Genomic DNA, 22,877 nt, shown 5'->3' with positions numbered 1-22,877 from the left:
AAGAGAATCACAGGGGTGATTAGCTTGTCTATCTTCATTCATCATGTTGGAGGATGTCATGTTGAGATTTTTTTGTTAATTTGTGAAAAACCAATTGGTAGGAATGTTCGATTAACTCCTCTACAAATGAAGCTGGAATGTCTGCATCAAGGTAGATGGAATTCCAATGAGTCTTATTCATATAATAGCCCGGAATAATCCCCTCATGCATCTCTCTTAGTTCTTCAGCACGTTGAGGGTCACATTTTAAAGTGATCACAGGCTTTCGATTCGCATCCCCGCCCATCATAGCAAACATCTTTCCACCAATATGATATCGATCTGCCTGCCATTCTGGCTGATAATCATGGGTGACTCCTTTTAAAGAAAGGCAAAATGCCTGTAGATTCTCTTTTTCCATTAGATTTGCTCCTTTTTAAGTCGTCTTCTATCTTTCTATTATATCGACAATGAAGGCATATATCTGATTTTTTTCATTCACTTCACAACAATAAAGCACAGACCCGCTGGGTTCTGTGCTTTTCTATCAATGCTTCTTTCTTATTCAAATGCCTTCTTCAATTGATCACTCATGAGATGCCAAGCTTCTTCAGCTATTTCTAAATCTCCGGCATGCGTGAAGGCGTGAGGGACTCCTTTAAACTGTCTGTACGTGACGTCTATCCCTGCTTCTTTTAACTTCTCAGCATATTGTTCGGCTTCTTGAGCTAGCGAATCTCTTTCAGCTGTGATAACGAGAGCTGGTGGCATTTGTGCCAAGGATGAACGATCGGCAAAGATTGGAGAAACGAGCGGATTGCGCGGATCTTGGCCTTGCAGATAGAAGGCATTAAAGAGCCTCGCCATTTCAACTGGGATCGCTTCTTCAAACGCTGGCTTTTGTGCTGGATCAGTGGCTAAATCAAGTGGCGGATAATCAAGCACTTGATAGACAATCGGGAGTTGGTTCCCTTTTTGAATATTTAAGAGACAAGCAGCCGTTGCCAAGTTTCCTCCTGCGCTATGTCCGCCAATGGCTATTGCTTTGGGATCTATTTGAAGCTCATCAGGGTGTTCATACAGCCACTTCAGCACATCGTAGCATTCATGAAGAGCGGCTGGGAAAGGGTGCTCTGGAGCAAGCTGATACTCGACATTGACGACGATACATTGGGCTCGGTCTGCAATGACCGGACACCAGTGGTTATCCATTTCAGCACTGCCTAGAATAAATCCTCCGCCATGTAAATTCACAAAAACAGGAAGCGACTGCTTTGATGTGTTGACCGGCTTAAATACCCATACCTTTGTTTCGCCAGCACTTGTTGGAATGTCATATTCCATTTTGTTCACTTCAGGTGGATGGACTGGTTTTAGTTCCGATTGACTCGGTAATGAACCTTCAGATGGTTGACGTAATGACTCAGCGATTTTGATTTGTTCTTCTAAGTTCATGATCTCAGTCTCCTGTCTTATTTATTTCTTCTTAACTCATTCGTTTCTTTTTCCTCTTTTCCTTCTACTGAATCAGCAGCACATTCACATTGGTTCACTTTTTATCTATCTCCCCATTTTCGCCCTCTTTGAAACAAGTATTGAGAAAATAAAAAAAACACTGCGGCGCTAAGTCCTCAGTGCTTTTCATCTGTTTTATGAAACTTGCTGTTCTACCTTCACTCGTTTAATGAAGAAAGCGATGATCAAACCAATGACTGTCATGATCACAGCAAAGATAAATGCATGCTGGACGCCATTTGTAAAGGCGAGCAGCTTGTTCATCGGATTTGCAGGATCAGCCACATTTTCCATAAAGCTGCGGGTTCCTGATGAAAGGATTGAAATACCGACCGCAGTACCAATGGCTCCTGACACCTGCTGCAATGTATTCATAATCGCTGTACCATGCGGATATAGCTCTGGCGGCAGCTGATTTAATCCATTCGTTTGTGCAGGCATCATGATCATCGCGATGCCGACCATTAATGTAATATGAAGAGTCACAATGTATCCAATTGATGTATTCACACTTAGATTGGTGAAACCTAACATCGTCGCTGCGACGATCGCAAGCCCTGGAATCACAAGCCATTTCGGTCCAAACTTATCAAATAAACCACCCATGATAGGAGATAGCAGACCGTTGATAATTCCACCTGGCAATAGCATTAAACCTGCTGTAAAGGTCGTTAGTGCCAAGGATGTTTGCAAATACAATGGCAAAATCATCATGGCAGACAGCATCACCATCATACACACTAAGATCAGCAGTAACCCAATGACAAACATCGGATATTTAAACGGGCTTAAGTTCAGCATCGGTTCCTTCATATTCAACTGTCTGAGAGAGAATACAAGAATCCCAATGACACCTACTACAATTGCCACGATCACATGCATACTGCTCCAGCCGCCGCCTTCACCGGCGCTACTAAAGCCATACACAATTCCTCCGAAACCAATGGTTGAAAGCACAATCGATAAGATATCGATTTTCGGTCTTGTTGGCTCAGTAATATTTTGCATGAAGATAAAACCAAAGACGAGTGCAGCTATTAATAGCGGAAGTGAAATCCAGAAAATCCAATGCCACGTCAGCGATTTCAAAATAAGGCCAGAGACTGTTGGACCAACAGCTGGTGCAAACATGATCACAAGACCTATAATCCCCATAGATCTGCCTCGTTTATGAGGCGGGATGATTACCAAAATCGTATTGAACATCAATGGAAGAAGCAATGCTGTTCCGACTGCCTGTACGACACGTGCCACCATTAAAATACTAAAGACTGGCGCAACTGCTGCGATAAAAGTTCCAATGATCGAAAAGACGAGCGATGTCATGAAAAGCTGTCTTGTTGTAAACCATTGAAGAATGAGTCCTGAAATTGGTACGAGAATACCAAGTGTTAATAAATATCCTGTTGTCAGCCACTGAGCTGTCGTCGCTTCAATTCCAAAGTCTAACGTTAAGCTTCTCAGCGCCATATTTAGTGCCGTTTCACTGAACAGGCCAATAAAACCGGCTGTGATAAATGAGATAATAATGGGCAGCGTTCGAATATGAGAAGCTGCTGCTTGCTGTTTGTTCATAGTAGGTTGGCTCCTTTTCTTTTTCAATTTAAATCAATCATAGGAAGTAAGGACGGTCAGAAATGAGCCACTTCAATGTCTATTGAAAACAGATAAAATCTGTTTTTCTGCAGCGAATTGAGCGATTTTTTCGATTGAATAACCAGATTCATGAATATAAAACATCAGTTCAGGCGTCATCGGAGAGGACATACAAAGTGTCGTCAGTTCAATATCCTGTATGTTCGCTTCCCCTTTTTCATCTGCTTCTTCTAGCAAATCACGAATCATTTGCCTAAGCGATTGACTGTAATGACAGTCATACACTTTGCTTGTCTGCTCTAAATTCCCAGATATCGTAAGCATCCGAATCCAGTCTAAATGATGACCGACAATGAGATGAATTTCTTCGAGCACATAACGCAAACGTTCACGAACTGGCTGGTCACTGATTTTGCTCAAGTAAAGATGCAAAGCAGGGATCAGCTGTTCAAATCTTTCTCCAAGGATCGAAAGGCACAAATCACTTTTATTGGCATAACGGCGATAAAGAGTACCCTGCCCAACACCAGCTGTTTTGGCAATTTTATGCATGCTGACATTTTCCACGCCAAATTCCTGAAACAAAGTAAAAGCGACTTCTTCAATTTCCTTCCCAATATCCTTTTCCATGATGCTTCACCTTCTTTACCTTCATCCATATTGCACTTCTCTCTATGTGTTCAATCAAAACTTTTTGATTTTCATTAGGACAATTGTACCGGTATTATCTTACGGACAACTGTCCGCTTTGTCAATCATTCTTTAGTAAATCGCCTGAAAAAGATCATTTTCTTTCATAACTTCCTATAAAAAAATAGAAGAGTCTAGTAAAATATCCTCTTTAATATCATATATTAGACCGATTTTCCATTTCGAGAGAATCATGTATGATCAATTAAGAAAACGCTTTCAAAACAAGAGAGGGGAATGCCTACATGTCTTACCGTGTGAAACGAATGTTAATGCTGCTTGTCACTGGAATCGTCTTGAGTTTGTCCACATTTACTGCGGGTGCCTCGGCCCAAACAGGCGGGTCGTTTTATGAGCCTTTTAACAACTATAATACGGGGTTATGGCAAAAAGCCGATGGGTACTCGAATGGAAACATGTTTAACTGTACGTGGCGTGCAAACAATGTCTCCATGACGTCGTTAGGGGAAATGCGGTTATCGCTTACAAGTCCTTCCTATAATAAGTTTGACTGCGGAGAAAATCGTTCCACTCAAACATATGGCTACGGGCTTTATGAAGTCAGCATGAAACCAGCCAAAAATGTTGGGATCGTGTCTTCGTTCTTTACTTATACAGGACCGACTGATGGTACGCCTTGGGATGAAATTGACATCGAATTTCTAGGAAAAGATACGACAAAGGTTCAGTTTAACTACTATACCAATGGTGTAGGAAATCATGAAAAGATCGTCAACCTTGGTTTTGATGCAGCAAACTCTTATCACACGTATGCATTTGACTGGCAGCCTAACTCGATTAAATGGTATGTGGACGGACAATTAAAACATACTGCCACTACTCAAATCCCTCAAACACCAGGAAAGATTATGATGAACCTCTGGAATGGTGCAGGTGTCGATGAATGGCTCGGCTCCTATAACGGTGTTACACCACTCCATGCGCATTATAACTGGGTGCGTTACACAAAAAGATAACCACATTACAAAACCTGTGACTTGTCACAGGTTTTTCTTCATTCAAATGGAATTGGTTTTTAGTTGATGAACGAGCTTTTGTTCATAACTGTGGATAATATCTTCATAACTTTCTATCTTGTAATCTAACCGCTTAATCGTCTCTTCGATTTCCTTTTGCTTTTCTACAAGTCTTTCTCTCTCATTGACCAAAATACTTTTCCGCGAGGACAGGGTATGATCCTCGCCCTCGATAAATAAAGCCGTATATTCTCGAAGTGCATCAATTGAGAGACCCGCATTTCTCATGCATTTTATAAATTCAATCCACTGAATATCCTCTTCTGCATAATCACGAACACCGTTTTCATCCCGCCGGATCGGTCGAATTAACCCAATATTCTCATAGTACCTGAGCGTAGCAGTAGATAAATTGAGCTGCTTGGCGGCTTGTGCTATTTTCATTGTTTTCACCCTTCTCTTCTTCTTTCACCTTATGAAAAATGAAATTCCTTCTTCTCATCATCTCCAATTTGATAGAGAACGCAAGATGCTTTTGGCTCAATTCTTTATTTAAGGATGTTGAAAAGCCTGAAGAGGGTTCTCTATTGACTTAGAGTTCACTTTAAGACGTACAGTATAGAAGTAGAACAGAATCTTACTTTTGAAAGGATGATCCAGAATGTGTCAGACGCACCAATCAAACGTTTTAAGTGTTTCACATGCAAAAGCGAATTTTGAACGGACAACCATTGAACGAAGAGCACTTCGTCCACATGATATTTTAATTGATATTCAATTTAGCGGGATCTGTCATTCAGATATCCACAGCGCCTTTGATGAATGGGGCGGCGGTATTTTCCCAATGGTTCCGGGTCATGAGATTACTGGAGTTGTTACGGCTGTCGGTGATGCTGTGACGAAATTTCAGATTGGAGACCGTGTAGGCGTTGGCTGCTTTGTTGATTCCTGCGGCACCTGTGAATATTGCCAAAACGGAGACGAGCAATATTGCACGAAAGGAGTCGTCCAAACCTATAATAGCATTGATTATGACGGAGAACCAACTTATGGCGGCTATAGTCAGAAGATTGTCGTGACAGAGCGCTTTGTCGTCAGCATTCCAGATCAACTATCCCTTGATGCCGCAAGTCCTCTTCTGTGCGCTGGCATTACCACTTATTCTCCGTTAAAGCACTGGAAGGCAGGCCCGGGTAAAAAAGTGGCCATCGTCGGGATGGGTGGACTCGGTCATGTCGCCATTCAATTCGCACGTGCACTTGGCGCTGAAGTCACGGTATTGAGCCGCTCTATGAATAAAAAAGAAGAGGCACTGTCATTTGGTGCAAAAGACTATTTTGCCACAAGTGATCCCGATACATTTAAAACATTAGCCGGTCAATATGACCTCATTCTCAATACAGTCTCTGCCAATATCAATGTAGACGCCTATTTATCCTTACTTCGCGTGGATGGAACCTTAGTGAATGTCGGTGCACCGCCTAATCCAGATCAATTCCATGTCTTTTCATTAATTTCCGGCCGCCGTAGCATTGCTGGTTCACTCGTTGGCGGCATCCAAGAAACACAAGAAATGCTCGATTTCGCAGCTGCTCACCATATCGCACCACAAATTGAAGTGATTAACGCAAGTCAAGTTGATGAAGCGTATGAACGTGTGCTGAAAAGTGATGTGCGTTATCGGTTTGTCATTGATATTTCGACATTATGATCGGATTCTATCTGGAAAGACCAGCTCAATGGCTGGTCTTTTTTAATGGTGGATATCCTGTTTTTCTTGTAGTGAGATTTTAGAGGATATGTTCAAAAATCATCCAACATTTTCATGAAATCATCTCTTTTTTTTAGAACTAAATTTATTGACAAAAAATAAATAAACATGTTATTATTAAAAATTTGATTATTTTATCTCTAAGTGTGGTACCCTTAAAGTAGATACATGATATGGAGGCGGATGATATGTTTCAAATTGGTGATAACATTGTTTATCCAATGCACGGAGCAGGTATAATTGAAGCCATAGAAGAAAAAGAATTTTCTGATGAAAAACAACAGTATTATGTGATTAATATGTCAATCAGTCATATGAAAGTGATGATTCCAACACGGAAAATATCGGGTTCACGCATTAGACCTGTTACAGATATACTGGCATTAAACAATGTGATGGACATTTTCCAGCATGGCGAATCAGATCAAATACCGACATGGAAAGAACGGCATACAATTAATACAAACAAAATAAAAACGGGTAGCATCCAAGACGGTGCTGAAGTTGTACGTGACCTGATGCGTATGAAAAAAGAGAAAGCACTAAATGCAAGTGAAAAGAAAATGCTAGATGATGCCCATGAATTTTTGCTAAGTGAATTAGAGGTCATCAAAGGGATTACAGAAAAACAAATCAAAAGTTTCTGTTAAGAACTCTGCCGCTCTTTTGGGCATCCCTCACCATTTTTGAATTCAAGTTCTCTGACCCACCCTTCAATTAATGAAAGAAAAAAGAATTTATTTAGGCAAATTCCGCATATTGTAAATCCAATATGCTATACTGTTGATAAACCTTTGAAGCATGAATTTTTTTACGATTACCTTGTAACATCTCCCTACTTGTACGCTGAGTAGGGTTTTTTATTGAAGAAATAAATGAAAGCACAAAAAAACAGGCTCTCTACAGAGAACCTGTTTTAAAAAATGAAGATTAAGCAGTTTTTTGAACGTTAGCAGCTTGAGCTCCACGAGAACCTTGCTCTACGTCAAATGTTACTTTTTGACCTTCGTCTAAAGATTTGAATCCGTCACCTTGGATAGCTGAGAAATGTACGAATACATCGTCGCCTTCTTCACGTTCGATAAATCCAAAACCTTTTTCTGCGTTAAACCATTTTACTGTACCTTGTTCCATGTTTGTTGCCTCCTAGTGCGTTATCACACAATGTATTATACTATCCTTGCCCAAAGTATCCTCAAGACGAAAAGTCTTTCTTCATGCTATCCTTTACGCCGAACAAAAATAATTAATCTTATTGTAACATGATTCGGAAATAATTGCAATTTAGGATTTAAAAGAGCAAAATCAACGATCATACTCAATTTTGTTCTTCTCTGACTTTAAACTATTTTTTTGCAAAAAGGGTGTTCAATCCGAAAGGAATAAACAAGTTTATAACGTCAATCCATTTTTCAGACATCTTTCAGCTTTATTTAAAAGTAAGGAATAACGAAACATTACTGTACTCTTAGAAAATTGATTTTTATTTTAGTTAAGGTTAGCATCTTTATTCCTATCAATTCTTAAAGTTACTATAAGACTAGCTACGCTGGCTAAAGTTCCTACAACAGAAACAACAATTGTTAAAAAATCCGGAATAAGAAATCCTATTGGAATGAGCCCCAGAAAAGATAGAACAATAAAACATTGGTATACACTAGATATAGTTCTCACAATCAAGTGACTGAAAAAGGACATCACTAACGGAGGAATGAATAAACATACCATTATTCCAATTGATATTATTAAGATGTGAGGCTGATCAAATGAAATGACATGATCCCCAGGGGAATTTTTGGCAGCCACTAGCAAAACAACTATAGACATCATGAGAGTAAGTAAAACTAGAGAAAACCTTTTTATCATGTTATAACTCCTTTGGTTGATCTTAAGCGACTTAATTTCTTTTTATCAAATTATCTCATTATAACCTTTATTTAACAATATGAAAGGAAACTAAAAGCTGAATAAAAGTGCTTATTCAGTTCTTTTATGGACAACAATCACATCATGACTGACAACTATTCTTTAGAGGATAGTAATTAAGATTTCACAGCTAGCATACAATCGATGTATCTTGTGATCTCTTTCTAATAAAAGAGCACACAAAAAAAATACCAATGGTACACGACCCTTGGTATTTTTTAGAGATGCCCGAGAGGACTGGAACCTCCACGGGGTTATTCACCCCTGACTCCGATTTGCACATATTTTGCACAAAACCTAATCTATTTCTTTACATTTTCCGACTCAAGTCTGATTAACCAGTTATGAACTAATGAGTTAAATACATCGGGTTGTTCGATTTGCAAGTTGTGGCCAGCCATATCAAGCACAGCAAAGGTTGCCCTTGGATAGTCTTCGATCAGCCGCCACGCATCGTGATATCCAACTACATTGTCTTGACGCCCTGTGATAATGAGCGTGGGATACTGAAATTCAGATGAAATGTCGAAGGTATAGCCATATCCATTTTGAAGAATGTTATTGATGAATTCATGATTTGTTTGTTTAGAAGGAAGGTAAATTTCATCTCGAAACCTCTCCCATTCCGGTTTTCCTTGCACAACTGCCATGGAGCAAAATTCATCCGTCTCCTCTGGAGAGAGTTGTGATATCAAGCTGCTGTCACTTTTTAGAACGGTCTTCTCTGGCACGACTCTTTGATCGAATACAGGTATAGTCATTGGGGCCACAAGTAGTAATCCACGAACGGTTTCTAGGCGTGAATGAACAATACCTCTAGCTATGTACCCTCCATACGAATAACCACAAACAATAAACTGTTCATCAGGGATCATTTCGTCCAAAAGACGCAATACCGCTTCTAACATATCATCAGAATTCTGAATAGATGGATGCGGCTCGGAACGTCCCATACCCGGTAAGTCTATGTATATTCTCTTCCAACCGCTTTGTTTTTCAAATACCGGTTCAAATGCATGTAACATCACTTGATGGTCAAGTGTCCAACCATGTAATATAACGATCGGATATCCTTCTCCAATGACTTTATGGTAAATTGACATGTATTTGCATCCCCTTTTCTAGCGCTTCCCTAGTAATCTCAAGATTTTTTGTTGTTTTTCTTCATCATAGCTTAAAGTGAATAAAATCTTTGTTAGGAAGCTATGCTATGATTCCCCAACGAACTTCTCACGTAGATGGATTTTATTATGACTTTGATTTTTTTAATTGGTTTTCGCCCCATAAAAGAAGTTGTTCAAATATAGGGATCAGCTCTAGTCCTGCCCCAGTCAATGAATATTCTACTCTTGATGGAACTTCATTATACTGAACCCGTTGAACAATTCCGTTTTCAATCAGGTCCTTTAATGATTGATTGAGCATTGTTCCTGTAATTCCATACACTTTACGCTTTAACTCATTATATCGAATCTCCTTGTAACTACATAGTACAGCTAAGATTTTCAAATTCCATTTTCCCGCTAATATATTTAATGCATAATTCGCTGGAGCTATCGCTTTATTCAGCTCACTTTCAGTCATATTTTATCCACCCCTTAGTCAGTTTTTCCTTCCTTAAGCAGTTTATATTGCGTACTTGTTAAATCAATTCCATTTATTATAATCAAATATGTAAACCGTGTCATCCATGTAATAGAGAGCAAAATTGATTATAAAACCCTTCAAGTTAATACTTTTTCAAGGAGATGGAGTGAGTAAATGAAAAATGAAAAGATGCGTGCTGCACAATACACTAATTATGGATCACCGAATGTTCTTTTTGAAGATTCTATATCAAAACCTGTTATAGAGTCTGGAGAAGTACTCATTCGTGTACATGGGTCGAGTGTAAACTCTATGGATACGCTGTTTCGATCAGGCAAGTTGAAACTATTAACGGGTAATCAATTCCCTAAAGGGACAGGGGCAGATTTTTCTGGAGAGGTTGTTGAAGTAGGATCGAACGTAAAAAGTTATCAATTAGGTGATAAAGTGTGGGGAGTTCTTCCTATGAATCTCAGGAGCCAAATTGGTAGTGCCGCTGAATATGTAGCTATATCACCTGAGAAAATATCTAAAACTCCTACAAAGATTGATCTCATACAAGCCGCGGCATTGCCTGGCGTAGGTGCTACTGCAATTATTGCCTTAAAATATCAAGCTAAACTTAGAAGAGGCGAAAATTTACTTGTACGTGGTGCAAGTGGAGGAGTCGGAAGCATTGCGATTCAAATTGGAAAAATGTTAGGTGCTCATGTAACTGCTCTTGCAAACGAAAAACATCTCACTTTTCTTCAAGAGCTAGGTGCAGACGAAGTACTTGATTATAAAAAGACGTATCCTACTGATCTTAAAAAGTTTGATGTAGTCATGGACACAGTTGGAACTGACCTCAAACATTATAGGCGCCTGCTTACAAAGAACGGAAGAATGGTTACTATTGGATTTCCTAGTTTTTCGTCTTTCATATATATATTAGCTTCAACTACTTTCGGTTCTCGTAGAGTTCGCACATTCAGCGCAAACCCCAAAAATGAACTTTTAAAAGAATTAGCATCTTATGTAGATTCCAACAAGGTCAGACCAGTTGTTGATAGCATTTATGTTTTATCTGATGTTGCCAAAGCTCATCATTCCTTAGAAACTGGAGGTGGACGAGGAAAACGTATCATAAATTTACTTGATAACAAATAAACCATCAAATGACATGACATTATTCAATTTTTCTGTTGTAAGAGGTACATGCTTGGTAGCCATTTCAAATCTTCCAGCTCTTCTAAAGTATTCAGCTGCTTCTAATGCAAAGTCTTCAATATCACTATACATTTTCCTACTTTTTAAGAACCCAAAACATCGGTCTAACAAATGCTTATCTTCTTTTAAATACAGACCTTGAAGAATGTTAAATTTCGAAATATACTCGACATCCATACAATTCAAATATTTTACATGTTATGATTAATTTGTAATAAAACCAAACTGAGGGGGAAGTATTATGAATAAACTTTACAAGGGATTAATTGTTTCAGTATTATCAATTTCTTCATTAGCTCTTCCAGCTTTAACAAATCAAGCTTCTGCGCAAGAACCTGCAAAAATTCACAATATAGCAAAGCCAACAAATGAAATTGGAACGGTCGATTTCCATATGCTAAGAAACTCAAACGTTGGATTGCTGTATGGCTATACAAGATGGGAAATCATCTCTGGCAGTCACCTTATTAGCATTAGTTCTAGTGGTGTCGTATCTTCTTACTCATCACTGGGCACGGCGTTGGTTTATGCCTATGATATAAACGATAATTACGTCATTTTTAAGATTACAGTTGAACCTCGATAATTAAAAAAGTCCACTTACTTAAGGTAAATGGACAAATTCATTTAAAAGTGATAAAAAATTAAAAAACCAAAGGTTTACCACCTTTGGTTTCTTAGATGCGGCCGAGAGGACTTGAACCTCCACGGGTTATTCACCCACTAGGCCCTCAACCTAGAAAATTTGTATTACCACTTACGAAAAGTTGATTTTATTACAATTAAGACAGACTATTTATGTTAAGTATCATTAATTCCAATAAAAGTTGGACAATAATAGGACACTTTAATTTCGAAAAATTAATATTGTAATAAAATTTGTTGATACCTTCTCTCATAATTCAGTGATTTTCACCATTTTTTCAGAAATGATTAATCACAAAAAAGAGCAGACATAAAAGTCTACTCAAAATTTTCTTACCAATCTAATCCACCAATACCAGCGTAGACGCCAGGAGCATTAGGAATAAAACGCAAGTTTGCCCCTTTAAAAGTCATGGTGTTTCCATTTAACTTTATCCTCTTATTTTCACCCATAAAATGACCTTTAACATATTTAGTACCCCATACAGTATCTCCCAATACTCCTTTACGTACAACAGCGTAGTTGATACCTGTATTATTAGGTTTTGTACTCAATTGTGTATCAATGCCGAGAATTACATATTTGTGTAAGCCAGGAACACTAAATTTTGAGTTAGAGTAAAAAGTTTTACCACCTTGTCTTTTCGAAAAATCCCACCACATCAAGACATCCATTGTTTTCATCACTGGATCTTGATTTTCAATTATAGAGAAAGCATTCTCATAGTATTGATCGCTACCTTGTTGCAATGTTTTATTATCATCACTGCTTAATGTATCAGTGTTAATATTCACTTTCCATTCAGTACCAACCTTCTTGACTTCCAGAGGAACGTCCTTTACTAATCCCCCTTCATAAGAAGAATTGACGACATAATAATGAGTACCATCACTCAAAGTTTCTGATTTTACTATTTCATAGTTATTTAATTTTTCATAACTCATCATCTCTTTATAATCAGCAACTGTTAAGTCCCTCTCATCAATAACATAACTCATGATCTTATCAACATTTTGTTCTTTAACAGCTTGAAGATATGACTCTAAAACTGACTGAGGTGTTACTCCTTTATTTGCAGAAGTTGCAGAAATACTAGTCGAAACAGTCGTAATTGCCAACGCAAAGACCAGCATGAAAACAAGACCGCCTAGAAATCTTTTCACGTAAAATCACACTCCCTATAATTTTTACACACAAAACTATTTTTACATATAAATACCAAATTGTAAATACTTTTCCACACAAGTGAAGGAATAGACATGAAATCTACTTTTCCAATTTTGTTTCTTTCCCTTTAACTTCTTCATAATCAGGTGTTTTCATATATAAACCAAGTCGATCCCCATCTCCATTAGCGGGCATATTAGCCATTTCTTCGTAATCATCTCCCATTTTTTCATAGTATATATACGAGGTATAGTTCAAGGAATCATCATTATAAAAAACAAACTTAATATATTTACCACCATCATATACACGAACTAAGGCATTATCCCTTTCAACTTCTTCCGTATCATATCCACTCTCAATTAAAGAGAGTTTATATTTTTTTATTACATTATCAATCGCATCATCGTATTTATTTCCTCCACACGCAGTCAACAAAAGAAAGGCAACTATATTAAGGGAAATAAAAAGGTTCTTCAAAGTTCATACCTCTTTTCTCCATGTTCTTATTAATAATCAAAAAATGGACATTTAAAGAACATTTTCAGCTGAATAATTTGTAAACCTTATTAACTTCCTACACGCTCAGCTAAAATTTTTGATTCTCCACTAAATATTCTATTATAGTAAGCACTATCATTTTTTGATAAATCACCCGAGATCGCTATGCCCACGACTATCATTAATGCCAAGATAATCATTTTCATTTTCATATATGACTTCTCCTTTTTTAATTTCTGTTCTAGCTAGATTGACAATATGATAATAGTCACTAGCCATTTCAAATCTTCCAGCTCTTCTAAAGTATTCAGCTGCTTCTAATGCAAAGTCTTCAATATCACCATACATTTGCCTACTTTTAAAGAATGCAAAACATTGGTCTAGCAAATGCTTATCTTCTTTTATATACAGACCTTGAAGAATATTAAATTTCGAAATATATTCAACATCATTATTCATTTGAGCCAAAGAAATACCTTTTTTTACATAAACCTTAGCTTCAGTCGTTCTGTTATCCTTGCATAAAACATGAGCCATATTAAATATTGTTTTCGGCAAAAAGCTGTGGTTCCCTTCTTCAAAAATTTCAAGAGCACACTTTAAATAACTTTCTGCTGCTTCATAGTCTCCACGAGCATTACAGCAAATCCCCAAATTCATATAAGATGTACCTTTTAAATACTCTTTGTTTATTTTTTGGGCGATCCTCAGATTTTCTTTGAATTGGCTAAGTGCTCCCTCATAATCTAAGATGTCCATCAAATTTCCAGCTATAATGCATTGAACATGGATAATATGATCATGGTAGGTATCATATTTACTGTAAATTCTAAGAGCCTTCTTAGCATAATTCAAAGAAAAGAAGGTTTGCTTCATATAATAATAAACTTCTGAAATTTTAAAGTAGAATTCAGCATGTTCAATCTCATCTTCAATATCGTTTAATTTAGTCTCCGCTATTCTGTAAGCACTAATGGCAGTGGTTAACTCACGCCTTCTGAATTCATACATTCCCATGAAAAAGAAGAAATAGTATTCCAACATGCCTGTGAGGTTTCCTTCATTTTGCCGCAATTGCTCATAGGTTTCATTGACTTCTGTCAGGTCTTTTGAATTCATATAAGAAAGCATTAACTCATGTCTGAAATCTAACAGTTGATAATACAATAATACATCTTGATTTTCCTCCATATTTACTATCAACTTTTCAACTTCTTTTTTATCTCCTTAGCTTCTTTTGCTAAGTTGTTTTTTATAGCTGTATACCAAAAATTTAAACGAGTCGAAACCAAATCATACGGAATTTTGCTTAAAATCAAGTAATCCACCCCTACAATTAATGTTCTTTCTATTAATGTCAGAATTATGTCAAATAATTGAATTAAGCAAAAGAGTAAAAAGTTTCAAAAAAATCAAATATTTAAAAAAACTCATAATAGAGAATGAGCCTTTTAAGTTCCTAACCTTTCTTGCTTATAAATAAAATAAAGTTGTGTAATATTGAAACATTTCTAATAGTTATAAATAGAGAATGAAGTATTACAGCAAACCATATATTAAAAAAAAGAATCATTAAAAACAAATATAAAAAATTAGTTTCTATAACCGAATAATCGATCAGCTTTAAAATAACAGATGCCAAAATACTTCCTATAAGAATAAATAGCTGCAGCATTATAGCATAACTAAAATAACTCGTTAAACTATTCAAAAGGTCTCTTCCTACTTCATCACTTTTAGTCCCTTTATCAATCGAGTTAACAAAATTAACTAAGTTACTTGCACTTATAATAGCTATACTTGCCGTATTAAAACCTGCTAGTATCGACATTACAGTTATTATTAAAACATTAAACTCTCTAAATATATTAAGGATATCTAATCCACTAATCGAAAGTATATTGACTATAAAAACAGCAATGACAATAGGTAATAAAAGATCATGTTTTAATTCATCTTTTGAAGAGGAAACAAAAAATTTCTTGACTATATTATATACATCATGATTGACAGATCTCTTATTAGGGGCTCCTTCTGCCATAGTATTAACTCCTTAATCTTATTTTTTTTCCTTTTTTAACTATACCATTAATAAGATCATTAAAATTAATTAAACCTTTACTGTTAATGTTTACTTTCACGTAAAAACTCTGTGGATGGTCCTCTAGCTTTATAGCTCTTGGATGGCCCGATTCTCCAACACCTTCCACCATAATATTATTATACTTATCTAACTCTTCTAAATTTTTTATGAATTTCTCTACTTTCTTCATACTTCCTCCTCTTTCTTTATTTGACAAAGAGTATGTTATTTCATCAGCATTTTCAATTTCTTCTGCTCCATTACGAATAGCATTAATAACACTACTATTGATATCCTTATTGTAGTTGACTTTCATAGTAGCTTTCTTAATTCTCAACAAGCTGTTAATTTCATCAAAAAAACTTTGTGAATAAACAGTTTTTATATTGAATAAATTTTTGGGTGTAATAGTTAAATTACTTTTTCGGTTAAATTCATTTATTTCTTTTTCAAATAACTCTAAAAAACTTCTTAAGTAAACATCTATAGAACCCTTGGTTACAATTCTCTGACTATCGCTCTGCAAATACAGGTTACCATTTGTAACATCCACTACAAAGTAGACAGTGTTTTCATCTCCTTCATCGACTGTTTTATTACTTGGGCGCCTTCCCAAAGTTTTTCGGTGAACCAATTGTTCGACATTCCCGTACCTTGCAGAAGTGAATTTCCCTACATAGAATTCTGCATCATCACTTACTGAGAATTCTTCTAGGGTCAGAAATTTATTGTCTACATCAAGTATTTTTTCCTTTGAAGATGCAATTTTAATTAAAAAATTCAGAAAATGTTCTTTATCAAATCTATTTTCTATATACTGGTCTTCTTGAATGTTTAGTTTAGGTGTTTTTATTTCTTAAACCGATACTTTAATCCACTTTATTTTATTGCTCATATCTAAAACTCCTTTCAAGTGTGTAAAGTCTAAATGTTATTACATATAATGTTACAAGGGTTAATATTTACCTAAAATTATACCTTTATTTTCTAAAATTGAACATACTTTTTTCATAAGAATTTGTATTAAAAATTAAACCCTTCTTTTGATTATTAATTATTTCCTTTAACTTGGACATTATCGACAATCCATTTAGCTTTATCTTTCTTCAATTCTGTTTGAATAATCAATTCTTGTTTAGTTGTCACAGCATTCACAGTAAGCGCAATTTTTGCTTCATTCAAATAAAGCTCCCTGTCTTCATCTACCTTCTTTGAATAGCTTTCGAGAGATAACAAATCTCCCTGCATTGTTACACTATGTTTTTCAGGACTCTTTGAAGGAAACGCATAACTCATAGCCTTATCGGTTGCTAGCTTTCTAACTGCACCTTCTCGATCATCCGCATCTTCATATTGAAAGAACGCTTCAAAAAATTTCTGATTCACTCTAGCAGCTTCTGATTCTTTCAACTGGCTCATTTGATTCTCTACTCTTTGGCGGTCTTTAATAGCTTGATTTTTTTCAGCACTTAACTTGTTGTATGTCATGTAATAACTCGTAATCCCTAAAATCAAAATCACACCACCCAATACCCAAAATACTTTTTTCATAAAATCCTCCTAATTTTTTATTCTTCCAAACGACACCAAGTGGTCACGCCAATATCCCTTTTTAAGATCAGAGTATTGGACGCCACTATCATTACTATTATACATTCTTCCATCTCCTACATAAATTCCCACATGCGTGATGAATTTACCTTGATACGTACCTGTGAAAAAGACTAAGTCTCCTGGTACTGCCTGACTTTCAGCAATCTTTTTCGTTGCGCCATACTGTTCTTGTGCCGTCCTAGGCAATGAAATGAAATACCCGCTTTTCTGTATGCCCATTGCACAAGACCCGAGCAATCAAAACCCGTTTTTGGAGTTGAACCAGCCCATTGATATGGATTACCTTCATACTTAAGAGCTTCATTCATAATGGCCTCATATCCTTCGATAGCTCCATTCACTGGTTTAACGCTGCCACCTCCTTTTAGATAACGAAATACGTGATCAACATAGTTCGGATCACCATAGCTTCGCCAACCTAATTTCAAGGCTTGGAATTTGCTAAATTCTAGCGCAAGAGCTTTTGTATATTTCCCTCCACGCTTTTTAACAAAGTCTATGAAGCCCCCTCCGAAATTGTAAGACTGCAATGTTAACCGAACATCTCCACCTGCTTTTTTATATACAGCCGCAAAATGCTTTATACCAACCTGTATTGAATATTCTGGATTGGTTATCGTATTAGGCGGCAAGCCTATTGATTCGCTCGATTGCATGATGTCGAGGTAACGCCCACCACTTTCCTGCATAGTTAGAGCCATGATGATATTCAATTGATCGTAAACACCTTCTTTACGAGCATATTTTTCAAATACGTGACGGAGCCTTTCAATCTCTGGCGCAATGCCATTTGTCACGTACTCATCATCACCGTCAATTTCTTCTTTTTGGTTACTGCCCCCAAATATAAGCACAACCACAATCAACATTCCCCCAAAAAAGATAATTGGGAGTGAACTAAAAAAAGCCGTCAATAGCTTTTTCATGATCTGTCACCTCGACCATTTTTGCTTTGACGACTTTCTATCTGATCCAATTCTATTTTCACGTGTTTTGGTTGCTGCTGAATAACTCTTTTAGTTTTTGGTTGTGCATCTGAAGTCTTAACTGTTTCATTTTCAGTTTTTTGAACTGATGCACTTAATTTTTCTTCTGATTGTATTTGTTCATTTCTTGCTACGTTAGTATTAGGAACAGGACTCACAGAATTTTGATTACTGTTATTTTCCTCTGTTAACGTTTTTTCAGAAATGCCTTGATCGCTTCTTTCAACATCAACCTCATGAATTGATGTTGAACCCTTCGGACTATTGGTCTTTTCTTCTTCGGCAATATGTTCTTTAATTTGATCACTTCTCTCTACATCAACTTTAGGAATGGCATTTGAAGCAGCATTTGTATTATTGTCGCCTTCCTCATTCAGTTGATCTTTAGCAAGCTGTTCACTTCTTTCAACATCCACTTTTGGCATGACATTAGAAGCACTTGTATTACTATCACCTTCCTCTTTCAGTTGATCTTTAGCAAGCTGTTCACTTCTTTCAACATCCACTTTCGGCATGACATTAGAAGCACTTGTATTACTGTCGCCTTCCTCTTTCAGTTGATCTTTAGCAAGCTGTTCACTTCTCTCTACATCAACTTTAGACATAGCATTTGAAGTATCTGTATTATCCTTGTTCTCCTCCGCCAATTGATTAGAGGCTGCTAATTGACGCTTTCTTTCAACTTCTTTTTTCGCAGCTAAATCCCCCTTATTAAAATTGTCCTGTGAAGTTCTATCAAATTTAGAATTGCCAGTAGTTGATTGATTTTGTGGAGCACTTCGTCTTTCCGCTGAATACTGTTGTTCCTCTTCTGCCTTTTTCCTTTCTTCAGCAGCTTTTTTGGCGTCATGTCTCTTTTTCCATTCGCCAATACTGCTACCAACTTTATTTACACCTTCCCATGAAGGTTGAACGACAGACTTTCTAGTATTCTCTAATAAATTTGCATCCACAGATTGAACTTTCCCAGCCGTAACAAACTTGATGATCTTGTCACGTTTCAAGAAAGAAACAATAAGGATTGCTGATATAGCTGCCACATTTAAAAAGTACATTCCTAAATTTGTTGGCGGAATGGTTTTATTTGTAATGACACAGATTGCATAAACAAATATCAAAACAAATGTGAGCATAGCTTTCATCACAAATAAAGCAAGCATCCTTCCTAGCGACACGAATCCGCTATAAGCAAACTGGGGAACGTAAGAAAGAATGAACGCCATCGGAAGAAACAAGGCAATCGCAAGTACAATAATTTGAATCAAGAAATTAAGAAAAGGAATTAGAAAGAATGGTACACCAAGAGAAATGGCAGCCAGCAAACCTATAAATGAATAGCCTAACTGTGCATAAATACTTCCCTCTGCAATACTCTGATTTTTATATTCTTTGACTTCCTTATCATTAATAAATTTCTTTTTCGCACTTTGACCCTCACTGGTCAGTTTAAAAGAAAGCAGCGTATCTATTCGATCAAGACCACCTTCTCCATCACCTTTTTTCAAGATTGTTTTTTCATTTGGTGTACCGTAATTAGTAACCAAATATGGACTTTTCAAAGCTGCATCAAAATAAAAGTTTCTCAATACGGCGGTTGTTCCTTTTAACTCCTGTCCTTTTTTCACATCATCCATACTCAAAGAAGAATCAGTTCTCCCAGAAAAGGAATCAACTAATTTATTTCCAACATTTATAAGTTTGCCTTGTCCCTCAATTGACAAGGCATTAAGAGATTCGACCCAATATCCAGCTTTATTTACCCATAAGCCTGCCACAATCATGACAAGGAAAAACAAAGCGAAACGTCTCATACCCTCCTTAAAATTTCCTCTTATAAAGAATAGATAGACTAGGAAAGCTATCAGAAACACAAAAATTATTTCTCCAAAACTTTTCTTCAAAACATTGTACATATCCTTAGAGACACTCGTAATAGCGTCGCTAAAGTTATTTATTGGTTCCGCACTCATAAACAAATCCATTGCCTTATCAACGACAAGAACAATTATTTGTGTCGTACCTAGCATTACGTTGGACAGAGAAACAATAGTACCTTTTATCATTCCGTCTTCTGCTTAATTGTGAGCTTGGTAATGCTCCAATGGAAAACGACTTATTTCAAGATCAACCCCACCAATCTTTTCAATTTTTGGTTTAACCGTTTTGTCTCCTTCTTTATCATCCGCAAAGACCAAAGTTACAGAAGAAACCAATATCACTAGAGCTAATAAAGTTATTATTAAGCTTCTCTTCTTCATTTCAACCTCCTAGATCCCAATAAAAAAAGCCGCTCAAATATGAACGACTAATTTTCAAATCTCTTCTTTTTATGATATTAATTTTGAAACCCGTACCCGTGCCCATCGTGTTCGTTGGTTGATTTTTTTCGTTTCGATCATCTATATGTTGTGTTTTGTAAAAATCCGTTATACTATATATAGTGTTAGTTACATAGTGTCAAAAAAAAAGAGACTATCGTGAATAGTCTCGGAAAGGAAATGGTGAGTTCAATATGTCTATTAAATTTTTAGTACTTTTTTTGTTGATTCCAATAAACATTAAATCATTTAAAAAATGATTTATCTGTAAGACCAGCCTAGTTTAACTCTGCCAAGTTAAATTGGGCTTTTCAATTCTTCTAATCTAACTATATAAATTGTAGCATGTTTATTATCACTGATCAAGTTTGTCGATTACAAATTGGGCAATTCTAGTTAGGAAATATAATGTTTATCTGTGAGAAAGCAAACATCATTTTTTGAGCTATTAATCTCCTTTTTTCTTAACTAAAATTGCATTTTGTTAAACAAAAATTGTAGTTATAAAAAGAAAAACAAATCTGCTAATCAAGCAGTCACATTTTTTTGGTTTCAACAAAAGCAAAAACAAGGTAAAATAGGAAAAGGAATACAAGCTGGGCAAGAGCATGTATTCCAACGTCCCAAAAATGGGAGGTGAAACTATGATCCTTTTAAATATAGTCGCTACTTGCTTAAGCATAGTCGCGTCTGTAGCAACAATCTTCGTTTTATTCATTAAACGAAAGAAAAAGGCATAGTTTTTGAGAAATTATGGACCCGATATTCGGGTCTTTCTTTATTTCCTCCGTCTACTTCAAGGAGACCTCATCGGAAGTGTAAGTAAGTTTTTTTGAATTATTTGTTGCGCTTCAGTTTTAAAAAAAAGAGTCACTCTTTAGCTGTGCACTTCAATTGCAATTCTTTTGTTTAATAAGTAGAAAAGTGTACTTCGCTGTACTTTTGCGCTTCAATGTTTCGCTACACTTCAATTGCAATTCTTTTGTTTAATGACAAGTTCATTATAGCATCAATAAAATACAAATAACATATATTCGCATAAATAAAACTACAAATAACATAGCAAACAATGCAAGTATTTAAAGATATTTAGAAATGGTTACTTATAAATACATCTCTTCAGCATATGCCACTTCACTTTTATTGATGGTCTCGAAAGCACCCATCCACTCTTCAACAGGCATTCAATTGAGATTTTTGAGGTACGCCCGTAAATATCTTTAAACAGGCATTGGCCTTGAAACATTGAACCAAGCATCTTTTGATTTTCTATACTTGGTTCAAGATTCATCCATTTCAAGACATCTTCCCTTTCACTTGGTTCATCGAATGCAAATGCGACACCAAAGTTTCCTTTGTCAACATCATGTAAAGCATCCTTTGTTAATTGCGAGATGGAGAACTTAGCATTATTGTAAGAACGCACCTAATACGCTCTCATTCATTTGATACTCTATTTTTGCTTTTGGTGAAGGTTGTACTATCCTGCCAGCAACATTTAGATAAGACAAAAAACCAAAGGTCTACAACCTTTGGTTTCTTAGATGCGGCCGAGAGGACTTGAACCTCCACGGGTTATTCACCCACTAGGCCCTCAACCTAGCGCGTCTGCCATTCCGCCACGACCGCGTGTATGATGTGCTCATATATTCATAAGTGCACTGTTTGAAAAAACAATGCGGGTGAAGGGACTTGAACCCCCACGTCATAAAGACACTAGATCCTAAGTCTAGCGCGTCTGCCAATTCCGCCACACCCGCGTGACAATGGTGAGCCATGAAGGACTCGAACCTTCGACCCTCTGATTAAAAGTCAGATGCTCTACCAACTGAGCTAATGGCTCATCTGCTATGCAGAAAAACATATAAAAAAATGGCTGGGCTAGCTGGATTCGAACCAACGCATGACGGAGTCAAAGTCCGTTGCCTTACCGCTTGGCTATAGCCCAACGAATCAAAAAACAAAACATGACCCGTACGGGATTCGAACCCGTGTTACCGCCGTGAAAGGGCGGTGTCTTAACCGCTTGACCAACGGGCCATAAAATAATGGCGGAGAAGGAGGGATTTGAACCCTCGCGCCGCTCGCGCGACCTACACCCTTAGCAGGGGCGCCTCTTCAGCCACTTGAGTACTTCTCCATTATGGCTCCGCAGGTAGGACTCGAACCTACGACCGATCGGTTAACAGCCGATAGCTCTACCACTGAGCTACTGCGGAATAATAAGACATGTTTCATTATATATATGCCAGAAAAATGTGTCAAGAATTTTTAAGCGTTTCATTCCTGCTCAATTTGCGACGGCTTTTATA

Annotated in this window: 22 protein-coding genes, 7 tRNA genes and 2 pseudogenes; 5 read left to right on the top strand and 26 right to left on the bottom strand. The window is 36.8% G+C overall.

All coding sequences use genetic code 11. The features are described 5' to 3' along the window. Window positions 1-34: 34 nt before the first annotated feature. From NSQ36_RS02835 to NSQ36_RS02820, 4 genes are all read right to left on the bottom strand, one after another. A complete protein-coding gene (locus tag NSQ36_RS02835) occupies window positions 35-400 on the bottom strand; it encodes an MmcQ/YjbR family DNA-binding protein (RefSeq protein WP_003213869.1) in 366 nt (121 codons plus the stop codon). 140 nt (window positions 401-540) lie between these two features. After that, window positions 541-1,434, bottom strand: a complete 894-nt coding sequence (locus NSQ36_RS02830) for an alpha/beta hydrolase (protein WP_212046667.1) — start codon at window positions 1,432-1,434, stop codon at window positions 541-543. A 195-nt stretch (window positions 1,435-1,629) separates the two neighbouring features. After that, a complete protein-coding gene (locus NSQ36_RS02825) occupies window positions 1,630-3,069 on the bottom strand; it encodes a DHA2 family efflux MFS transporter permease subunit (protein WP_050945631.1) in 1,440 nt (479 codons plus the stop codon). Between the two features lie 72 nt (window positions 3,070-3,141). Then, window positions 3,142-3,720: a TetR/AcrR family transcriptional regulator gene (locus tag NSQ36_RS02820; protein WP_050945624.1), complete on the bottom strand. Its 579-nt coding sequence runs from the start codon at window positions 3,718-3,720 to the stop codon at window positions 3,142-3,144. Window positions 3,721-4,025: 305 nt separating this feature from the next. On the opposite strand from NSQ36_RS02820, the gene NSQ36_RS02815 reads away from it, so the two are divergent. After that, window positions 4,026-4,757, top strand: a complete 732-nt coding sequence (locus tag NSQ36_RS02815; RefSeq protein WP_003214284.1) for a glycoside hydrolase family 16 protein — start codon at window positions 4,026-4,028, stop codon at window positions 4,755-4,757. Window positions 4,758-4,799: 42 nt separating this feature from the next. Here the strand turns inward: NSQ36_RS02815 and NSQ36_RS02810 are convergent, their stop codons facing one another. Next, a complete protein-coding gene (locus NSQ36_RS02810; RefSeq protein ID WP_113386745.1) occupies window positions 4,800-5,201 on the bottom strand; it encodes a MerR family transcriptional regulator in 402 nt (133 codons plus the stop codon). 217 nt (window positions 5,202-5,418) lie between these two features. Between NSQ36_RS02810 and NSQ36_RS02805 the strand changes: the two genes are divergently transcribed. Then, complete coding sequence (locus NSQ36_RS02805; protein ID WP_003213908.1) at window positions 5,419-6,468, top strand: NAD(P)-dependent alcohol dehydrogenase; 1,050 nt, start codon at window positions 5,419-5,421, stop codon at window positions 6,466-6,468. 248 nt (window positions 6,469-6,716) lie between these two features. After that, window positions 6,717-7,178, top strand: coding sequence for a CarD family transcriptional regulator (locus NSQ36_RS02800; protein WP_003214090.1), 462 nt, complete (start codon window positions 6,717-6,719; stop codon window positions 7,176-7,178). 280 nt (window positions 7,179-7,458) lie between these two features. Here the strand turns inward: NSQ36_RS02800 and NSQ36_RS02795 are convergent, their stop codons facing one another. From NSQ36_RS02795 to NSQ36_RS02780, 4 genes are all read right to left on the bottom strand, one after another. After that, a complete protein-coding gene (locus NSQ36_RS02795; RefSeq protein ID WP_003214229.1) occupies window positions 7,459-7,662 on the bottom strand; it encodes a cold-shock protein in 204 nt (67 codons plus the stop codon). A gap of 354 nt (window positions 7,663-8,016) precedes the next feature. Further along, a complete protein-coding gene (locus tag NSQ36_RS02790) occupies window positions 8,017-8,394 on the bottom strand; it encodes a hypothetical protein (RefSeq protein WP_050945610.1) in 378 nt (125 codons plus the stop codon). 362 nt (window positions 8,395-8,756) lie between these two features. Beyond that, entirely contained in the window at window positions 8,757-9,557 is an 801-nt protein-coding gene (locus NSQ36_RS02785) for an alpha/beta hydrolase (RefSeq protein WP_212046672.1), read from the bottom strand. 145 nt (window positions 9,558-9,702) lie between these two features. Beyond that, window positions 9,703-10,038 carry a helix-turn-helix domain-containing protein gene (locus NSQ36_RS02780; protein WP_113386742.1) on the bottom strand — a complete coding sequence of 112 codons (336 nt, stop codon included), beginning with the start codon at window positions 10,036-10,038 and terminating at the stop codon, window positions 9,703-9,705. Between the two features lie 177 nt (window positions 10,039-10,215). Here NSQ36_RS02780 and NSQ36_RS02775 point away from each other — a divergent pair, with 177 nt between their 5' ends. Further along, on the top strand, window positions 10,216-11,190 hold the full coding sequence (locus NSQ36_RS02775) for an NAD(P)-dependent alcohol dehydrogenase (protein WP_113386741.1): 975 nt from the start codon (window positions 10,216-10,218) through the stop codon (window positions 11,188-11,190). Between the two features lie 301 nt (window positions 11,191-11,491). Continuing rightward, window positions 11,492-11,836 (top strand): hypothetical protein, encoded by a 345-nt coding sequence (locus tag NSQ36_RS02770; protein ID WP_034620217.1) that lies wholly within the window; start codon window positions 11,492-11,494, stop codon window positions 11,834-11,836. A 392-nt stretch (window positions 11,837-12,228) separates the two neighbouring features. Here the strand turns inward: NSQ36_RS02770 and NSQ36_RS02765 are convergent, their stop codons facing one another. The 17 genes and pseudogenes from NSQ36_RS02765 to NSQ36_RS02685 all read right to left on the bottom strand — a co-directional run bounded on the left by NSQ36_RS02765 (window position 12,229) and on the right by NSQ36_RS02685 (window position 22,784). Then, window positions 12,229-13,059: a hypothetical protein gene (locus NSQ36_RS02765; protein ID WP_088003288.1), complete on the bottom strand. Its 831-nt coding sequence runs from the start codon at window positions 13,057-13,059 to the stop codon at window positions 12,229-12,231. A gap of 103 nt (window positions 13,060-13,162) precedes the next feature. Continuing rightward, window positions 13,163-13,543 (bottom strand): cystatin-like fold lipoprotein, encoded by a 381-nt coding sequence (locus NSQ36_RS02760; RefSeq protein WP_113386740.1) that lies wholly within the window; start codon window positions 13,541-13,543, stop codon window positions 13,163-13,165. Between the two features lie 171 nt (window positions 13,544-13,714). Beyond that, window positions 13,715-14,755, bottom strand: a complete 1,041-nt coding sequence (locus tag NSQ36_RS02755; RefSeq protein ID WP_339206699.1) for a tetratricopeptide repeat protein — start codon at window positions 14,753-14,755, stop codon at window positions 13,715-13,717. A 268-nt stretch (window positions 14,756-15,023) separates the two neighbouring features. Further along, on the bottom strand, window positions 15,024-15,605 hold the full coding sequence (locus NSQ36_RS02750) for a hypothetical protein (RefSeq protein WP_333982361.1): 582 nt from the start codon (window positions 15,603-15,605) through the stop codon (window positions 15,024-15,026). A 4-nt stretch (window positions 15,606-15,609) separates the two neighbouring features. After that, the gene (locus NSQ36_RS02745; RefSeq protein WP_339206695.1) at window positions 15,610-16,281 is read right to left on the bottom strand and encodes a hypothetical protein; all 672 of its coding nucleotides are present in this window, start codon (window positions 16,279-16,281) and stop codon (window positions 15,610-15,612) included. A 416-nt stretch (window positions 16,282-16,697) separates the two neighbouring features. Beyond that, entirely contained in the window at window positions 16,698-17,198 is a 501-nt protein-coding gene (locus NSQ36_RS02740; protein ID WP_339206693.1) for a hypothetical protein, read from the bottom strand. Window positions 17,199-17,207: 9 nt separating this feature from the next. Beyond that, window positions 17,208-18,187, bottom strand: a pseudogene (locus NSQ36_RS02735) (lysozyme family protein). After that, a complete protein-coding gene (locus NSQ36_RS02730) occupies window positions 18,184-20,310 on the bottom strand; it encodes a hypothetical protein (RefSeq protein WP_339206691.1) in 2,127 nt (708 codons plus the stop codon). Before NSQ36_RS02730 ends, NSQ36_RS02735 begins: the two are co-directional and overlap by 4 nt. A gap of 12 nt (window positions 20,311-20,322) precedes the next feature. Further along, on the bottom strand, window positions 20,323-20,505 hold the full coding sequence (locus NSQ36_RS02725; protein WP_339206689.1) for a hypothetical protein: 183 nt from the start codon (window positions 20,503-20,505) through the stop codon (window positions 20,323-20,325). 1,163 nt (window positions 20,506-21,668) lie between these two features. Further along, a pseudogene (locus NSQ36_RS02720) lies at window positions 21,669-22,025 on the bottom strand (ATP-binding protein); the annotation flags it as partial. A gap of 85 nt (window positions 22,026-22,110) precedes the next feature. Continuing rightward, window positions 22,111-22,194 (bottom strand) — tRNA-Leu (locus NSQ36_RS02715). A 48-nt stretch (window positions 22,195-22,242) separates the two neighbouring features. Then, window positions 22,243-22,325, bottom strand: a tRNA-Leu gene (locus NSQ36_RS02710). Between the two features lie 7 nt (window positions 22,326-22,332). Beyond that, window positions 22,333-22,408 (bottom strand) — tRNA-Lys (locus tag NSQ36_RS02705). 30 nt (window positions 22,409-22,438) lie between these two features. Continuing rightward, window positions 22,439-22,513: transfer RNA gene (locus NSQ36_RS02700), tRNA-Gln, on the bottom strand. Between the two features lie 20 nt (window positions 22,514-22,533). Beyond that, window positions 22,534-22,605 (bottom strand) — tRNA-Glu (locus NSQ36_RS02695). A gap of 9 nt (window positions 22,606-22,614) precedes the next feature. Continuing rightward, window positions 22,615-22,705, bottom strand: a tRNA-Ser gene (locus NSQ36_RS02690). A 4-nt stretch (window positions 22,706-22,709) separates the two neighbouring features. After that, window positions 22,710-22,784 (bottom strand) — tRNA-Asn (locus tag NSQ36_RS02685). Window positions 22,785-22,877 lie beyond the last annotated feature (93 nt).

The organism is Bacillus sp. FSL W8-1143, assembly GCF_037965155.1.
Classification (GTDB): Bacteria; Bacillota; Bacilli; order Bacillales; family Bacillaceae; genus Bacillus; species Bacillus pumilus.
The sequence above is the reverse complement of the archived record's forward strand: the minus strand, read 5'-3'. Positions and strand labels throughout refer to the sequence as shown.

Coding starts and splice junctions, on each gene's coding strand:
- NSQ36_RS02835 (WP_003213869.1), bottom strand. CDS start 400: ATGGAAAAAGAGAATCTACAGGCATTTTGCCTTTCTTTAAAAGGAGTC.
- NSQ36_RS02830 (WP_212046667.1), bottom strand. CDS start 1,434: ATGAACTTAGAAGAACAAATCAAAATCGCTGAGTCATTACGTCAACCA.
- NSQ36_RS02825 (WP_050945631.1), bottom strand. CDS start 3,069: ATGAACAAACAGCAAGCAGCAGCTTCTCATATTCGAACGCTGCCCATT.
- NSQ36_RS02820 (WP_050945624.1), bottom strand. CDS start 3,720: ATGGAAAAGGATATTGGGAAGGAAATTGAAGAAGTCGCTTTTACTTTG.
- NSQ36_RS02815 (WP_003214284.1), top strand. CDS start 4,026: ATGTCTTACCGTGTGAAACGAATGTTAATGCTGCTTGTCACTGGAATC.
- NSQ36_RS02810 (WP_113386745.1), bottom strand. CDS start 5,201: ATGAAAATAGCACAAGCCGCCAAGCAGCTCAATTTATCTACTGCTACG.
- NSQ36_RS02805 (WP_003213908.1), top strand. CDS start 5,419: ATGTGTCAGACGCACCAATCAAACGTTTTAAGTGTTTCACATGCAAAA.
- NSQ36_RS02800 (WP_003214090.1), top strand. CDS start 6,717: ATGTTTCAAATTGGTGATAACATTGTTTATCCAATGCACGGAGCAGGT.
- NSQ36_RS02795 (WP_003214229.1), bottom strand. CDS start 7,662: ATGGAACAAGGTACAGTAAAATGGTTTAACGCAGAAAAAGGTTTTGGA.
- NSQ36_RS02790 (WP_050945610.1), bottom strand. CDS start 8,394: ATGATAAAAAGGTTTTCTCTAGTTTTACTTACTCTCATGATGTCTATA.
- NSQ36_RS02785 (WP_212046672.1), bottom strand. CDS start 9,557: ATGTCAATTTACCATAAAGTCATTGGAGAAGGATATCCGATCGTTATA.
- NSQ36_RS02780 (WP_113386742.1), bottom strand. CDS start 10,038: ATGACTGAAAGTGAGCTGAATAAAGCGATAGCTCCAGCGAATTATGCA.
- NSQ36_RS02775 (WP_113386741.1), top strand. CDS start 10,216: ATGAAAAATGAAAAGATGCGTGCTGCACAATACACTAATTATGGATCA.
- NSQ36_RS02770 (WP_034620217.1), top strand. CDS start 11,492: ATGAATAAACTTTACAAGGGATTAATTGTTTCAGTATTATCAATTTCT.
- NSQ36_RS02755 (WP_339206699.1), bottom strand. CDS start 14,755: ATGGAGGAAAATCAAGATGTATTATTGTATTATCAACTGTTAGATTTC.
- NSQ36_RS02750 (WP_333982361.1), bottom strand. CDS start 15,605: ATGGCAGAAGGAGCCCCTAATAAGAGATCTGTCAATCATGATGTATAT.
- NSQ36_RS02740 (WP_339206693.1), bottom strand. CDS start 17,198: ATGAAAAAAGTATTTTGGGTATTGGGTGGTGTGATTTTGATTTTAGGG.
- NSQ36_RS02730 (WP_339206691.1), bottom strand. CDS start 20,310: ATGATAAAAGGTACTATTGTTTCTCTGTCCAACGTAATGCTAGGTACG.
- NSQ36_RS02725 (WP_339206689.1), bottom strand. CDS start 20,505: ATGAAGAAGAGAAGCTTAATAATAACTTTATTAGCTCTAGTGATATTG.